We start from the raw sequence: 15848 nt of genomic DNA on the forward strand, positions 1-15848 counted from the left end.
ATCATTGTGTTTGCGGCTATACCGCACATCGTGATGTGAACGCGGCTCGGAACATCTTACAAAAAGCTTTAGGCTCGGTTCGAGCCTTCGTGGAGGAGACGGCAGTAGCCGCCCAATGAAACGAGAAACTCCCACCTCTTAGCGTTAGCGTAGGTGGTGAGTAGTTCACGGATAGTCTATTCTCTGCTTGGCGTATGTGTATATTTAACTTACATCTTTAATATGCCCTCACTTTTTTATTGCTACTGCATTTTATATTAGAAACGATAATAGGATATAGAGGTGCTAACAATGTGTAATTCAAGTGTGTGTTCTCCTTCGAGTCAAGTTGTAAAAGAAGTGGTATCTGGGAATTTTTCGATAGGAGATACAACGGGACCAGTTGTTTGGATAGATTCGAATGGAAGCTACATTCAAGGTACTTTTCAAGTTTTCAACTCAAGTACGAGCACTTCAGGTGTAGTAGGGACGGTTGATAATGCTACAATGGAGACTGCAAATGCAGGGAATACGATATCACAAGTTTTTAAGTGTCCAACAGAATTTCAGATAGTACCTGTAAGCCAAGGTTCGATTAGTGGTAGTTATTGTATTACTTTGTGGAAATTTGTTTTAGCTTAAGTCGTACAGCTTAAGATCGCGGATGTTCATCTATATAAAGAGACAGCACGATCTCAGAGATTGTGCTGTCAAAGTAGTATTCCTTTTGGATGTGAGTAGTGAGTAATTAAAGTAAATCTTCCAGTTAAGGGATGGACTACGTCTTTCAACAAACAACTTACTTTAACTCTAGAAAAATTGTTTAAGGTGATGGTGCGTGCATTTCTGATGGGAACGACAAATGATCTTTCTTTACGGTTCCCGTGTATTGAAACCAATAGCTCAGATGCGTCGCCTGTTTCATAGCATACACACAAAGAGCCAAAAACGTTTTGAAAGCCACTCTGATGCCATAAAACACGGGATTGATCGGGTTTGAATTGAAAAACACCAGACATTTCATCGGTAAATATTTGATCTCTAGTCATCTTTTTATTTACATACTTTCTGTTTAAACCCAATTCGATCCTTCCTTTCTAGGTATCCACATTCGCTTATGCTCCATATGGATAAGGATCTGGCCTATTTGTAAGATATGTGTACAATTTAGAAATTCTTGTGTGTTTATGCTACTAAAAAGACCTATTTATAGGGAGAATATGGAATTGAGTATTTAACCAGCTATTGATTTTACTGAACGTTGCCTTGATGCGGTTGAGGTTCCAAGCTACCCAATTAAAGCGTTTATGTATAAATATTACTTCTTCATTTTCCTTTTTGATCATATGCAGGGCTTCCAAGCCTCGGATTATATCGTGTGTTGTTCGGCAAGATTTGAAACCCAACATGAAACGCATTTTTTATTCACAAAACGATAATCTTGTTCGATGATTTTATTTAAGTATTTCTTACTTTTAGAAAATAAAGCGTTATCCACTATTACATAGGTATCTATTTTGTATTATAATAGTAGTATGCGGTTAGTGTTTGTTAGTGATGTGGAAAGCGATCATTCGTATTTCTGAAATAGAAATATTTATCCGAAAAAAAGCGAGATAATAGATGAATATAATCGTCATTCCACTAGGCTGTAGCAAAAAGATGCTATAGTCCTATTTTTTGAGGAGTGATCCTATGACTTGGCAATATGGAAAGCATTTTCAGCGTGCTCAGTCATTTATAAATTGGTTACAGGGTAAACAAACTGCTCATATAACTGAGGTACATGTGCATCACACTTTTAAACCGTCACATCAAAATTTTAATGGCAGGAATCATTTAGCTTTACAAAATGGGATGCGCAGGTATCATTTAAATAAAGGATGGCGCGATATTGCACAACATATTACCATCTTTCCCGATGGTCACATTGTAACAGGACGTAACATTAATATTCCGCCGGCAAGTGCAACTGGATGGAATGACTCAGATCAAGATAACCGACATCCGTTTATGTTTGAGATGATAGGGAACTTTGATATGGGTTTTGATCGTCTCGAAGGGAAACAACTAGAAACGGCCATTCATATCACAAAGTATTTTTATAATAAAAAAGCTGGGATACGGTTTCATAATCAACTTTTAATCAATGGGAAATCCCCCAAAAGCTGCCCGGGTACCAGTATTGGCTATCAATGGTTCGTCGGTTTAGTGAAGGGGTTTATCCCTACCATACCCAACACGACAATTCCAAACTACTCCTCGCCAAAAAAGCCCTTAATGCAGCTCTTAAAACTAACGAATCCCTATACGAAAAACGACTCGGTCAAAGCCGTACAACAACGTTTAGGGGTTAGGGTTGATGGGGTATACGGCCCCATCACAGCAAAGGCAGTCATACAGTTTCAAAATGCCTTTGGCATAGTTGTAGATGGGATTGTCGGCCCGCAAACATTAAAAGTGCTCAATCAACCACCATATCGAGGAATCATGCGACGAGGTAGCAGGGGCCAGTTAGTAAAAGTGATTCAATTGAAAATAGGTCGATTAGTGGTTGATGGGATATACGGTCTAAAAACGGAAGCTCGCGTAAAGCAATTTCAACGAAAGCATAAATTAGCGATAGATGGTGTAATAGGGAAAAACACATGGAATCAGATATTTTTAAATTGATAATTATAATACTTTTCTAATGTGTGATGAAAACACTTATTTGTATCCGTTAAGACCGAATAAAAAATCAGGTGGAAATTTCCTCCACCTGATTTTTTATTCATATAGAAGTTTGGTATAAATCCACATCATAGAGATTAATGTGTTCCAACAAATGAATATTGAAATGGCATCGGTCCATCAGGTGACAAACTTACCTCTATTTTAATTTCACCGACTTGAATGTTTTTCTCAAATGGGGTAGAAATCCCTTTTTCTAATTGATTAAGCTCAGCTAGTAAGTTTTTATAGTCTGAATTATCGGTTATATTTAAAGCTTTACTAATGGTCTCAAACGTAGTGATATCAGGTGAACCGGCAAATATGATAGAATGTAGGGTGTCATCTTCTTTATTAAGATTAACGTTTAAAATCGTATCGGCAGAAATATTTTCAATCATATAAGCGGTTTTCAAATTGTTTTCTTCAACGATTTCGGGTTGCTTTGGCAATACAATGGGTTTTCCCTCAGCCTCAGTAGCAGCTGTGTTGTATTGTTTTGTGAAATCATCAAGCGTGGTAGGAAGTTTTACAGGCTTATCACTGGTAGCTGTTTTTTGTTCGCTTTGTTCCTGTGTTGTTACAGATGCTTCAGTGCTGATGTCACTACTGTTTTTACATGCCACACTAGCTATAATGAGAATCCCTAACGTAGAAAGCATTAATATTTTTTTCATATTTAGACTCCTTTGAATTTTATTTGTTTAATTATACCAAAAAATACCATAATATAACAAGTGAACCCGTTTCGATTTTGGCTGAAATATCGGAGAATTAGGTGAACCATCACTTCAGGTAAAATCTTTATTGAAAAGGACTGATTTAACTGTGAGATCCAATATTGTAGTGGACCCTATACCTCCACGAGTAAACATCGTCTATGCACAGGATCAAGTGACTCTTCCTACATCTATCCAAAAGTTGATTGATGCATTCTGGGAGTCTGAGCTGAGAAAGGGAAAGAACTATATAAAAGGTGAAGTGTTTTCAGTTAAGAGGTACACCCTGAATGAAGAAGGGCTACATGTTACGCTTTCTAAAACGGATTATGCACACTATTTATATACACTACATCATCATGACTTTGCCAAACAAGCATTCTCTTGTCAGGTTATTTATGCCGCTGCAATGGTACAAACCAGTGATCATCACTTCGTCATTGGGCAAATGGCAACACATACCGCAAAGGCTAATCGATTACAGTTCGTGGGAGGAGGGATAGATGCGATCGACATGATCAATGACGAGGTTGATTTAGCTCATAATGTGTTACGAGAATGATATGAAGAACTAGGTGTTTCAACTGAACAAGTTGAAACGATACAGCCTCAATTTTTGAAAACGGGCGGTCCTCAACAGGCCATATCCATATTGTATGATGTGAAACTAGCATTAAGTGCTAGAGAATTAAGGGATCAGTATGAAAAATATATAGCTGCTTTGATAGCTAAAGGAGATAAACCGGAGTTTTCAGATTTAATCCTTTTGCGAAATGATAAGGAAATGATGGAGCAATTTATCACAAGGAATCAGCAACCTAAAGTAGATTATTTGATTCCTGTACTACAAAAAATAATGGTAGAAAAAGTAAAAATGTAAGAGTGTGCTTGATCGCATGATCACGCACACTCTTACTTGGGGACGGAGAGCCTATATGAAGTTATTCGCGCATTGTTTTAGATAGTGAATCGTTTAGTACAGGGTCTTCTTTTACCTTACTGATGAGACTGGCCGAGCTCCAAGTCCATTTTCGGAAAGCATTACCTACCTTGCCTGTTAATATCAAGTCTAGCCCCCATTTATGAATCCAAACGAGCCCGTCTTCTGGCCCAAGTCCAAAACAGAAAAGCTCCATGAAACTCTGATGGTGGGGGGCAGGTTTTTGTTCAAGATCAGCTAAGATGACGTTTGCAAGCCGTTCAGCTTGTGCGATCGCCTCTTTACAAGTTTTCCCATCTTTTTTTCCCGTAAGAGGATCAGAGATTTGCGCACAATCACCAATGCTGTAAACACCTTCTGCTTCCTTCACACGATAGCTACTATCTACATTTAGATATCCCTCTGGTGTCGTAGCGAGGCCGATGTTATGCAGAAGGGGATGGGGTTGCATACCTAGTGTCCAAATGCAAAGTCCGAGTAAGAGTGTATCGTTGTTGGACAGGGTTAGGATATCGTTCTCTAGTGTTGTGGCTTTTGTTTCATGAATGACGCGGACACCCAAACTTTTAAGTTTATTTTCCAGTTTTTTTCCTACCTTTTCAGGTCCATTTGAGAATAAACGTTTTTTTGCATTAATTAAATGAATGTTTACAGTTGTGGGATCGATTCCAAAAAACTTCGCATCTTCACGCGCATAATAAGCTAATTCAGCTGCTGTTTCAATACCACTTATTCCGGCGCCACATACGGCAATCGTTAACAATTTACGACGTGTTTCCTCGTCATGTATCGATGAAGCTTTCTTTAAATTTGCTTGCCACTTTTCGCGAATCTTAGTGGATGCATCGGTACTCGTTAAAGCAATTCCTGATTGGCTAAAATCAGGTTTTTTCAAATCATTTCCGATTGCCAAAACAAGCAGATCATAATTTAAAGATTTTGTGTGTCCATTCGCATCTTCTAATTGGATCTTTTTTTGCTTCGGATTTACTTTTTTCACTATGGCCTGAACGATATCAACGCCTTCAGAAAACATATGGGTTAGCGGGACTTTAATTTCTTTATCACGTACTGCGGGTTTAAATAATAATACTTTTCGTAAGTGGTAAGCGTTTTTGTCTATTAGCACCAGTTTCAATTTATACTGCGCAGATTTATCATGAAATAGCTGACGTATATTTTTAATCGTGTTAATTCCAGCATATCCTCCACCAATCACAATGCATGTTAATTCTTTCATTTACACTCACTCCTCTATTGTTTTACAAATAAGACGATGATGGGAGTGTTTTTGTGACACGATCTGATGCGAAATATGCGCATATCGTTTGATCTTGAAAAATGGAATGGGCGAGAAGGGTCAACTCAAAAATAATAAATCGCAAAAGAAATCTGCTATGTAGGAGTTTTGTCGGGGTCACGCTAGGGATAACTTGGATATTGACGATAATCTTCTTTCACAGTGATAAAACGGGCAAAAGTACCCGTAACGATATGTTCACTAGAAACCATATCCGTACTCATGTTTCAATCGCCCTTTTTTATAAAGTAAAAACGAGAGTATGCATGAATCAAGCTATAATTAGTCTGATAAAAACAGAAAACTAGTTTGTAATACAAACTAAAATATACCACCATATCGTCCAAAATGAATGAAAGATGAAATCAAGGAGATAGTATAGAGAAAGAGATTATATGCGGTGGTGAATGCGATGTATCTTCAACAATGGTTAGATCTCTGTCAAAATGCATTAGGAGAAATTAGAACTGGATATCCCCAATCACCAGAAATGGAGACTAAAAAGTGGCGGAATCGCCTGTTACAGGTTAAAGAGTCATGTGACTTGATGTTGAAGTCATGGGCAGTGATTGAAGAGGAAATTGCACATTTGTTACAAGAATTTCCAGATTTAAATCCACAAGAAGAAGAGATTGATGAAGAGTTTTGGTTAAATGAATCTTTATTGCGCCAATTTCGACAAGGTCAGGGCTATTATGATTTAACCATGTTTCATGAAGCAGCTGATATGTTTAAAGGAATAACTGAGCGTGAACCTGATTTTTTACTAGGAAGATTATATATGGGTTTAACATTGTTTCAAAACAATGCATTTACCCAAGCAAAAGAGCACTTTAACTGGGTGTGTCAAAATGCAAAACATCCTGCCTTTATCGGCTTTGGGCACCTCCTGTTAGGTTGCTGTGCTGTCCGACTGCAGCAAGAAGAGCAAGCGTTGGAATCCTTTTCGCAAGCGATTGCCCAACTACCCGAGCAGGCAGATGCTTGGTTTAATCTCGGAGCTTCTCATTTTCGTCAGAAGGCTTTTCAAGATGCGATTCCTTATTTTTATCATGCGCTTTCATTAAAGGAGGACGATTGGGAATCGATGTATTACATTGCATGTTGCTATCGGGAGTTAGGCGATTGGAATAGTCAGTCTTTTTGGCGGCTGGCTGCCTTTGAAAAGTCGAATCATCCCCATATGATGGAAGCGATCGCTTACGATTATGAAGAAATGCATCAACCTACAGAAGCCATTTATTGGTATCAGCGCCTACAAATGAATCATCCTCGTAATCCTGTCGCCTATCATGGTCTAGCCTGGAATTATTGGGTAATGGGTGAATACGAGCGGTCGTCTTTGTGGTTAAAGAAAGGATTATCTTTATTTCCCAGTAATACGAATCTTTTGTACATGTATGCTTGGATGTGTCTCATAGAGAAAGATTTTGTCAAAGCAGAGCATACGTTACAAATGATCCCCAAAAATAAGCATTCATCCTCAATTTTGACTGCTGTGCGCAGTAGATACTGGGAGCAGGTTGGGGACTACGAAGTAGCCTTGCAAACAGCCAACCAATTACTAAATCAACCGGATAAAGAAGTGAGGGCATTGGGGCATTTTCAAAAAGGGAGAATATGGTTAGATCAAGGCCAAGTTAAGCAAGCACTTACACAATTTCAGACCGCACGTGAGATTTCCACAAAGTGGAAAGATCCTCTTTTTTTTGAAGGATTATGTTATCTAATGGAAGGAAAAACAGAGCGGAGTCAGAGTTGTTGGAATCAGTTATCTGACTCATGAGTTGTCCAATATTTAAGATATACTTCATTACCTGTGGAAGTACGCTCCATGAATCCTTTTTCAGGATTAAGCTGATACCTGTACTCTTTGTAATGCTCCACTTTCCAATTATTAGTAGCATTTTCTTTTGTATCTACGTATTCCAATTGATATTCGGTTGTTAGATGAGGCTTTGATTCAGATGCAAAGGAAGGGACAGACTCGTATATGGGGATCAGATTATGTACAGTAAGAAGTGCGATAATCATTAAATTGATCCCCGTAATCGTAGGTAGTAAAATTGAATAAGGCATTGTACGAATTTTCATGATGATCGCTCCCTATAGATAGACTGGCTAATGAAGTATATGCGTAGTTGTCGCTGGAATATGAGAAACATTTGAACATAATCTTGAAATGAAAGCGATTTCACGCGATAATAGAATTATCTCTATTATTAGTGTTTGGTAGGCATTGGAATTTCATTAGACATATAATTTGATCGATTTGAATGATTGAGAGGAGAGGTTATATGGCTTTATCGGAAATGTTAGAAAGATACCGAAGAGACCACCAGCATCCCATAAATAAACTTACGCACTTTATTGGCATTCCTATGATTATTGTATCTTTACCATGGTTTATATTTGATTGGAAAATGGGATTGGTTTTGTTTATAGTAGGTTGGATCTTTCAATTTGTGGGTCATTTATTTGAAGGGAAAAAGCCCACTTTTTTTTCAAATCCAGTATTTTTAATTGTTGGACCTCTCTTCTTTGTGAAAAAACTTTTCAAAAAAGAGAGATAAAAAAACATACGAGCCGAATCTTTAAAGATTCGGCTCGTATGTTTTTTGTAATAAAGCAACTTCATCTGCGGTTAACTCGCGATATTCACCTAAATCTAGTTCTGGATCTAAGATAAGTTCTCCCATCGATATCCGTTTGAGGTAAGTTACCTTTTTGCCTAGTGCTTCAAACATCCGCTTTACTTGATGAAATTTGCCTTCTGTTAGGGTAAGTTCAATTTCTGAAGTATGATCACGGGTATGCAAAATTTTTAATTGTGCAGGCTTAGTCAGATATCCATCGTCTAAAGTGACGCCCCTTTTAAATTTGTCTTGATCTTCAGATGTTACTTTTCCGGATATCTGAGCATAGTAAGTTTTAGGTACATGTTTCTTGGGAGCTAAGAGTTGGTGAGATAGTTTTCCATCGTTCGTGAGAAGAAGCAATCCTTCTGTATCTTTATCTAGGCGACCGACTGGAAAAGGTTCAAAATGAAGATGTGTATCTTCCAATAAATCAATTACAACTTCATCATAACGATCAGTAGTGGCTGACAATACACCTGCTGGTTTATTCATCATGAGATAAATAAAGGCTCTATATTGAATGAAATGACCATCTAATTCAACAAGATCTTTCTCTAAGTGTATATGTTTACTAACATCTTTTATAATCTGATCATTTACTGTAATACGTCCAGCTTTTGCCAGTTGTCGAATTTCTTTTCTCGTTCCAATTCCCATGTTTGCGAGCATTTTATCTAAGCGAATTGTATTCTTTGCCATAATTTCCTCCATATCTTACAAGATGCTTATCTATTTTATCACAAAACAGGTTTGATGATGAGTGCGAGCGGGAAGGATAAGATAGCAGTAAAATGACTTGCATACTGCCTTTTTTCATTTAAAATAAAGAGGCAAGAGATAAATAGACTGCATATATAGGAATAAGAGATCTTTGGAGGGAAAGCGTCAATGCATAAAGTAGTCATCTTAGGAACTGGACCAGCTGGCCTTACAGCTGCAATTTACTTAGCACGTGCCAATATGAACCCATTAGTTATCGAAGGGGCTGAACCAGGTGGACAATTAACGACAACGACTGATGTAGAAAATTTCCCTGGTTTTCCAGAAGGTATTATGGGTCCAGAATTAATGGATAATATGCGAAAGCAAGCGGAGCGCTTTGGTGCTACATTTAAAAGAGGTTGGGTAAAAGAAGTAGATATCGCTAAACCACCGTTTAAATTATACTTGGATGATCACGATCCTATAGAAGCAGATGCGCTCATTCTTTCTACGGGTGCATCAGCGAAACTGCTAGGTATTCCTGGTGAGAAAGAAAATATTGGACAGGGAGTAAGTACTTGTGCAACTTGTGATGGATTTTTCTTTCGCGGGAAAAAGATCATCGTAGTAGGTGGAGGAGACTCTGCGATGGAAGAAGCTAATTTCTTAACTAAATTTGCTTCTGAAGTAACTGTCGTTCATAGACGTACAGAGTTACGTGCATCTAAAATCATGCAAGATCGCGCACGTCAAAATGAAAAAGTAGCCTGGGCACTCGATCGGACACCCATTGAAGTGGTTAAAGGTGAAAGTGGTGTAAAAGGTTTAAAAGTGTTGAATAATGAAACCGGAAAAGAAGAAATCATTGAAGCTGATGGTATATTTATTGCCATTGGTCACCAGCCTAATACCGCATTTCTTAATGGGCAAATTGCACTAGATGACAATGGTTATGTAGCTGTAAGACCTGGAACCACCTTAACTGATATCCCAGGTGTGTTTGCCTGTGGTGATGTTCAGGACCATGTTTACCGACAAGCGATAACCGCAGCAGGAACAGGTTGTATGGCAGCACTCGATTGTGAACGCTACTTAGAAGGTAGTGCGACACACGATTGGAGTCAAACATTATAGATCCTATAGAAAAAGGTATGGATGTACGTACATCCATACCTTTTCTATAGGATGAAGACGTCTGTTATACCCAATTGCTTTATTTCTACAACGCGATCCTCTGCATTTTTACGTTCACTAAAAGCTCCGGCTTGTACGCGATACCACAAAACGCCTGAGAGATTTGTAGGACTGATAAAAGCATCGATTCCATTTTGAATTAAGAAATCTCTTCTTTCCTCTGCATTTTCCTCTTTTAAGAATGAACCTGCAATTACTTTATATAAAGTGATGGTCTTAGGTTGAAGTGATAATGCAATCGCCAATCCTTCGCTGATCGAGCTGGAAAGATCGTTGATGAATGAAGAAGAGCGTAGTAGAGAAAGATCTCTTGCTGTATCGATAAATAAATTTTCAAGTAAGACGGCTGACATCTGTGTTTCTCGTAACACATGAAAATTAGCTCTTTTCTTTCCGCGATTGCGCACCCCGTACATAGGGCCTATTTTATTCATTACTGAATTATGAATGATTTCGCGTGCTTGTATGGTTTTATTGGATACGCTTCCGTTATAAATAAAACTCTCCCACCCAGTACCTCCACCAGCATTAACATGGATAGAACAGTAATAGTCCGCATTTTGGCTATTCGCATAGTTTGTTCTAGCAGTGAGACTTAATGTTTTATCTGTATCTCTCGTCATTAAAACATCGACAATATAAAAGGTATTGAGATAGTCACGTACTTTTTTGCCAATTGTTAAATTGAAATCTTTTTCACGATAGGAGCCACTGACTGCACCAGGATCACTTCCACCATGGCCGGGATCAATAACGATTTTAGTCATCGTGTTACCTCCTCGTTCCATAAAGTAATCGTTTACTTTATTCTATGCAAGTAAAAGAAAAAAGGTGATAGATTGCGAGGGAGGCTTTGATATGCATAAAATTAAAAGTAGCGTTTTCTTAGAAAAACGCTACTTTTAATGGATGGTTCTCATTTTCTTCATGATTTGATTTCGATTCCTGCACTCGCATATCCGTCTAGCGTCGTCGTTGTATGCTGTTCAGTTGTGATTAACGTTACGACATGTAATAGTCTCAGTTCTGGTGCGATGATTACTGGAGCAAAGCTGTTATTGATCGCGTGTTGCGCACTACCTAAGCTTGGTGATCCTGTATACGCTGGTAAATCGACAAAGGCACCAGTTGGTGTAAACGTATTTGGGGTTGCGGAAGTCGGATCGGCACTCCAAATTTCAAATCTGACTACTGCTGTTCCTTTTCCTAAGGCAGGCCTTTTTACAAGGCTAAAAAATCCAGATAATGAAGTGATCGTACCAGCTCGTGATGTAGAAAATGCAAAGTCTAATAAAGCACCAACAGATCCAGTCAGGTCTATGCTTGGACCTCCTAATAAACGAACTGGAAATGTTGAATGTCCAAAACCGATTAATCCAGCTGTCATTGCAATTCCTGCATCGTTAGCCTCTATGGATATGGGTTGGCCAGATGCATACGGAATAATAGAAGAGCCATTAGCCACAGCATCGACTTCGGGCATACCAGTTGCCCCCCTACCACTTATAGACATGTTGTTCTTGTTAATATCATTGTTTTGATCGTTGTCGTGTGTTGTCACAAATCCTCTCACCTCACTTGAATTATGCTTCTACATAAGTTATGTAGGTGAAAATGTACCTGACACTCATTAGGTTCAAAAATATTTTGAATCCCCACATCAAAGATCAATCTGGGAAAGGATCGTAAATTGGCTATGATACAAAACGCACAATCCTTACTAAAGAATATTGTAAAATCTACACCCCCCCAAAAAAGAAACATTAATGATTGGCATAGATGGATGCGGTGGTGCCGGAAAAAGCACACTGGCTAGCCATTTACAAGAACAATTGCCAGCAGAAGTGACCATTGTTCACCAAGATGATTTTTACCTCACTTCCCATCAACGAAAAATGAAAGAAAATAATGAACCGGGATCTGATTTTGATTGGCGACGCGTAAGATCACAAATTTTACATCCGCTCAGTCAAAATAGAGAGGGTTATTATCAGCGTTATGACTGGGAAAGTGATCAACTTGCAGAGTGGTATAAAATTCCGATTGGCGGTATTGTAATTGTAGAGGGTGTTTACGCGACACGTAATGAACTTGCTCATTTTTATGATTTTCGAATTTGGATCGAAACACCACACGACGTTCGTTTAAGGCGTGGCTTAACGCGAGATGGGGAGGATGCGCGAGTTCAATGGGAAAAAGAATGGATGCCGGCTGAAGAGCAGTATGCTATGCAACAAAAACCATACGAGCAAGCACATCTCATTCTTGATGGAACAGGGAAGTATGCAGCATTTTCAAATCGGGAATGGTTTTTATTGAATAGGATGGGGGATTTTATTTAAGATGAATCAACTGCAGCAAATGATCGCTCAATTTAAGTTAAATGTTTTAACTGTCGATCGTGTTCCTGAATCATTTAGTTCAATTGTTTATAAAATCACGTTAATGAATCATCAGATTGTATACATCAAAATTCCCTACTCTCAGGTGGAGCTCAGGCGAGAGTATGTATTGTTAAAATATTTATATGAAGAACTGCCTGTTCCTCAAGTTTTAGATTATTGGGAAGGAGATGATCGTTACTTTGGTGGATTATTACTATCTGCAGTTGCAGGGGTTCCGCATACAGGAGCAGTGGATGAGCCGCTAGCCTATGAGATCGGACTGTACCATGCGAAACTACATAAAGTTACACTTGATGCGCCATATTTAGATGCGTATGTGGATAATGTTTTTGAAAAGTGGACCCAATTTGTTAGGAATCAGTTTTACGCCTACGCGCAAGATGTGAACAAAGTCATTCCTCTGAAATTATTTGAACAATCATTACAATATTTTGAACGATATCAAAAAAGACTACCACCCCCAGATGGACCTTGTCTGATTCACATGGATTATCGATTAGGTAATATTTTAGTGGATGAAAATCGTGTAAAGGGTATTATCGATTTCGAAAGTGTGCTGATAGGTGCGACAGAAATGGACTTTATTAAACTAGAGCATGATATTTTCAGAAAATATATAGGTGTAAAGGATGCCTATCAACAAGGATATGCATCTATTCGCCCCTTAATCGACCTAGATCAGATACTACCCTTTTATGCATTTACGAATGCATTTAACTCTATCGGATGGTGTGTACGAAGGGGAATAAATAAGCACCAAGCTTATTATCAAAAGAATTTAGCTGATTTGAAAGTGATTATACAAGTGGACGCGTTTTAGCGTTGGTTGAAGCGTCGGTGAATCAGATTTGAAGGGGTACCGACTGACCTCTTACGCATGGAGAGTCGATCGACACGTGGTGCGAATAGATGTCAATTCACACCACGTGTCGACTTATTTGCTCCTATTATCATTTGATAAGGGGAGCGTTAGGGTGAAAATTGTTCCATTTTTACTGCTTTCTTTTAAATAAAGCTCACCGTGATGGGCGTGTGCGATTAATTGGCTAAATGAAAGCCCTAATCCGAGTCCGCGTATACGGTGTTTTTTATGATTCCCTCGATAAAATCGTTCGAAAATAAAAGATTGTTCTTCAGGAGGAATACCTATCCCCGTATCACGTATATCAAGTACTGTATCTTGCTGATCTCTTCTGATATTCACTGCAATATGACCTGTACCTTCTGGTAAAGCTTCCTTCGCGTTGTTTAATAAGTTCACGATGATCTGTTGAATGCGTAATGGATCCACATCGCTATATAATGGTTCTGAGGCATTTTGGATATCTAGTGTGTATGTTGGACTGGGTTGCGATACATGCCACTGTGTTGCGGCCTCTACAATCATTGCACTTAAGTCGATCTTTTCTTTTTTCATCTTGATAGATCCTGCTGTAAATGCATTAAAATCCAATAAATCGTTGATCATGAGTTGTAAACGATTAAGTTCAGATAATGAGATATCCATAAACTCGGTTGCTTCTTCGCCTATGACGACTTCATCTCGCACTGCTTGGATTAATCCGCTAATTGATGCAACGGGTGTTTTAAGTTCGTGTGTGACCCCGGCCAATAATGTTGCACGAAGGATTTCCAATTGTTTTAAACGGTGGGACATTTCCTTGAAAGAGTTGACTAAGTCATGAACTTCCTTTTCTTCGATTTTGTCGAACAATTGAATATTATAATTGCCTTGTTGAATCTGTTTGGCGGCCTCTGCTACATTTTGGATTGGTTGGGAAATGCGTCTAGACAAGAAATAAATGACAGCCCAACCTAAAAGAGCCAAGCCAATAATCATCACAATCACTAAGCGCAATTCTTGATCCCAATATACGATTTCATTTTCAGAAAGACCAATGATGACATATCCAAGTACTTCTTCCGTATTTGGATCCGTGACCGTACTTTTTACAAAATAGAGATAATCAACTTGGTTTTGCGAGGGATTTGCTTTATATTTTTTGTCGTTTTGATTGCCATTAATCACTTCTGTAAGGATATCATCTGGTAGTCCAGGAATATCTCTGGGCTCCTGAAAAAGTGTTTTTCTTTTTTGATTCACGATATATACATGGGGTCTGCTTTTTAAGCGATTTTCCCGGATCGTTCTCGCTAAAATTTTTTGGAAACTTAACTGGATATCAATCTCATCTTCGTAAATAGGTACTCTTTCAGCAATCAAGCCTGCTAAGTGCTGTGCTCTTTCAATATTAAATTCAATTTTTGTTTGTTTGATCCAATAGATGGAAATGATTGCGATGATGAAAAGTCCGATAAAAAGGGTGATTAAATAACGCGTAGTCCAGTACTTTATGAGTGATATGCGTTTATTTTTTTTCATATACACGTAATTGATACCCCAATCCTCGATGCGTCTTAATTTCTCCCTCTGCTCGTGGCCAGTTGGAAAGAACCCGTCTGATTCGCTTGATAGCTAAATCAACGGCACGATTTGAACCTTCGAAATCAAGCCCCCATACTTGCTCAATAATTTGATCTCTTGTAAATAATTGATTAGGATGTTCTATTAAAAAGAGTAAGAGAGCGAGATCACGGGGGTTGAATTGTAACGGTACACCATTTAACGTAACGGTGTGTGCAGTCAAATTTATTTTTAAACAACCATATTGGATGGTCTCGTTAGATTGGATCAAGTTTGTAGAACGACGTAAAACTGCCCGCACACGTGCAACTACCTCTTCGGCTACGAAAGGCTTTGTAATATAATCATCCGCACCTGCATGAAAACCATTTAGCCTTGAATTAACCTCCCCAAGTGCAGTAAGTACAATGACAGGACATGCACTTTTCTCTCTGATCCAACTTAAGATTTCCCAACCATCTTTTCCTGGTAAATTCATATCGAGTAGGACTAATGCGGGATGAAAATTGTCAAATATTTGTATGGCATCATCACCATTAAAGGATTGGGCTACATCAAAATGGTGTTTTTGAAGATAAACTTTTAACACACGAGAAATCGCTTCTTCATCTTCAACAATTAGTATTTTGTCATTCATCATATATCACCTCTTTCAACGCTCATCTAGGTATATCGACTTTCACAATTTTACCACGCCCTTTCGTTTTGAAAAGTAGTCTTAAAGATCATTCCACCAAAACCTTACGACGCTCCCCAAACTTCCTGTGCCCTTAAAAATAGATTTTTGCTTTGACATCTTACTGACACATTACTGATTTAAGATCGTATCAAGT

19 protein-coding genes are annotated in these 15848 nt (G+C 38.4%); 9 read left to right on the forward strand and 10 right to left on the reverse strand.

Annotated elements, in window-relative coordinates; genetic code table 11:
• Positions 1-291 precede the first annotated feature (291 nt).
• Positions 292-621 carry an S-Ena type endospore appendage gene (locus tag IC619_RS00010; protein ID WP_191138069.1) on the forward strand — a complete coding sequence of 110 codons (330 nt, stop codon included), beginning with the start codon at positions 292-294 and terminating at the stop codon, positions 619-621.
• A 68-nt stretch (positions 622-689) separates the two neighbouring features.
• Here IC619_RS00010 and IC619_RS00015 read toward each other — a convergent pair whose 3' ends face one another.
• Positions 690-1061 (reverse strand): S-Ena type endospore appendage, encoded by a 372-nt coding sequence (locus IC619_RS00015; RefSeq protein ID WP_191138070.1) that lies wholly within the window; start codon positions 1059-1061, stop codon positions 690-692.
• Between the two features lie 613 nt (positions 1062-1674).
• Here IC619_RS00015 and IC619_RS00020 point away from each other — a divergent pair.
• Entirely contained in the window at positions 1675-2652 is a 978-nt protein-coding gene (locus IC619_RS00020; protein ID WP_191138071.1) for a peptidoglycan recognition protein family protein, read from the forward strand.
• A 137-nt stretch (positions 2653-2789) separates the two neighbouring features.
• Here IC619_RS00020 and IC619_RS00025 read toward each other — a convergent pair whose 3' ends face one another.
• Positions 2790-3368: a hypothetical protein gene (locus IC619_RS00025; protein ID WP_191138072.1), complete on the reverse strand. Its 579-nt coding sequence runs from the start codon at positions 3366-3368 to the stop codon at positions 2790-2792.
• 151 nt (positions 3369-3519) lie between these two features.
• On the opposite strand from IC619_RS00025, the gene IC619_RS00030 reads away from it, so the two are divergent.
• Together IC619_RS00030 and IC619_RS00035 are read left to right on the forward strand one after the other, a co-directional pair.
• On the forward strand, positions 3520-3972 hold the full coding sequence (locus tag IC619_RS00030; protein ID WP_191138073.1) for a hypothetical protein: 453 nt from the start codon (positions 3520-3522) through the stop codon (positions 3970-3972).
• A gap of 90 nt (positions 3973-4062) precedes the next feature.
• Positions 4063-4290, forward strand: coding sequence for a hypothetical protein (locus tag IC619_RS00035; RefSeq protein WP_191138074.1), 228 nt, complete (start codon positions 4063-4065; stop codon positions 4288-4290).
• Positions 4291-4351: 61 nt separating this feature from the next.
• Here IC619_RS00035 and IC619_RS00040 read toward each other — a convergent pair whose 3' ends face one another.
• Together IC619_RS00040 and IC619_RS16615 are read right to left on the reverse strand one after the other, a co-directional pair.
• A complete protein-coding gene (locus IC619_RS00040) occupies positions 4352-5590 on the reverse strand; it encodes an NAD(P)/FAD-dependent oxidoreductase (RefSeq protein WP_191138075.1) in 1239 nt (412 codons plus the stop codon).
• A gap of 182 nt (positions 5591-5772) precedes the next feature.
• Positions 5773-5874 (reverse strand): YIEGIA family protein, encoded by a 102-nt coding sequence (locus IC619_RS16615; protein ID WP_249669652.1) that lies wholly within the window; start codon positions 5872-5874, stop codon positions 5773-5775.
• A 188-nt stretch (positions 5875-6062) separates the two neighbouring features.
• Between IC619_RS16615 and IC619_RS00045 the strand changes: the two genes are divergently transcribed.
• Positions 6063-7436: a tetratricopeptide repeat protein gene (locus IC619_RS00045; protein ID WP_191138076.1), complete on the forward strand. Its 1374-nt coding sequence runs from the start codon at positions 6063-6065 to the stop codon at positions 7434-7436.
• On the opposite strand, the gene IC619_RS00050 is transcribed toward IC619_RS00045, so the two are convergent.
• Positions 7418-7744, reverse strand: a complete 327-nt coding sequence (locus IC619_RS00050) for a hypothetical protein (protein ID WP_191138077.1) — start codon at positions 7742-7744, stop codon at positions 7418-7420. The two genes, IC619_RS00045 and IC619_RS00050, sit on opposite strands and share 19 nt — an antisense overlap.
• Positions 7745-7947: 203 nt before the next feature.
• On the opposite strand from IC619_RS00050, the gene IC619_RS00055 reads away from it, so the two are divergent.
• Positions 7948-8223 (forward strand): Mpo1-like protein, encoded by a 276-nt coding sequence (locus IC619_RS00055; protein ID WP_191138078.1) that lies wholly within the window; start codon positions 7948-7950, stop codon positions 8221-8223.
• A gap of 21 nt (positions 8224-8244) precedes the next feature.
• Here the strand turns inward: IC619_RS00055 and IC619_RS00060 are convergent, their stop codons facing one another.
• Complete coding sequence (locus tag IC619_RS00060) at positions 8245-8988, reverse strand: pseudouridine synthase (RefSeq protein WP_224749755.1); 744 nt, start codon at positions 8986-8988, stop codon at positions 8245-8247.
• 189 nt (positions 8989-9177) lie between these two features.
• Here IC619_RS00060 and trxB point away from each other — a divergent pair, with 189 nt between their 5' ends.
• Positions 9178-10125, forward strand: coding sequence for a thioredoxin-disulfide reductase (gene trxB, locus IC619_RS00065; protein ID WP_191138079.1), 948 nt, complete (start codon positions 9178-9180; stop codon positions 10123-10125).
• Positions 10126-10169: 44 nt separating this feature from the next.
• Here the strand turns inward: trxB and IC619_RS00070 are convergent, their stop codons facing one another.
• Positions 10170-10952, reverse strand: a complete 783-nt coding sequence (locus IC619_RS00070; protein ID WP_191138080.1) for an N-acetylmuramoyl-L-alanine amidase — start codon at positions 10950-10952, stop codon at positions 10170-10172.
• Positions 10953-11110: 158 nt separating this feature from the next.
• Positions 11111-11668: an exosporium glycoprotein BclB-related protein gene (locus IC619_RS00075; RefSeq protein WP_191138081.1), complete on the reverse strand. Its 558-nt coding sequence runs from the start codon at positions 11666-11668 to the stop codon at positions 11111-11113.
• 283 nt (positions 11669-11951) lie between these two features.
• Between IC619_RS00075 and IC619_RS00080 the strand changes: the two genes are divergently transcribed.
• The gene (locus tag IC619_RS00080) at positions 11952-12527 is read left to right on the forward strand and encodes a uridine kinase family protein (RefSeq protein ID WP_191138082.1); all 576 of its coding nucleotides are present in this window, start codon (positions 11952-11954) and stop codon (positions 12525-12527) included.
• Between the two features lies 1 nt (position 12528).
• Positions 12529-13410, forward strand: coding sequence for a phosphotransferase family protein (locus IC619_RS00085; protein ID WP_191138083.1), 882 nt, complete (start codon positions 12529-12531; stop codon positions 13408-13410).
• A gap of 114 nt (positions 13411-13524) precedes the next feature.
• On the opposite strand, the gene IC619_RS00090 is transcribed toward IC619_RS00085, so the two are convergent.
• Both IC619_RS00090 and IC619_RS00095 read right to left on the reverse strand, forming a co-directional pair.
• Positions 13525-14973 (reverse strand): HAMP domain-containing sensor histidine kinase, encoded by a 1449-nt coding sequence (locus IC619_RS00090; RefSeq protein WP_249669675.1) that lies wholly within the window; start codon positions 14971-14973, stop codon positions 13525-13527.
• Positions 14960-15655: a response regulator transcription factor gene (locus IC619_RS00095; RefSeq protein ID WP_191138085.1), complete on the reverse strand. Its 696-nt coding sequence runs from the start codon at positions 15653-15655 to the stop codon at positions 14960-14962. The genes IC619_RS00090 and IC619_RS00095 overlap by 14 nt, the downstream gene beginning before the upstream one ends.
• Positions 15656-15848 lie beyond the last annotated feature (193 nt).

Origin of the sequence: Polycladospora coralii, from assembly GCF_014773435.2 — a bacterium.
Lineage (GTDB): Bacteria > Bacillota > Bacilli > Thermoactinomycetales > Thermoactinomycetaceae > Polycladospora > Polycladospora coralii.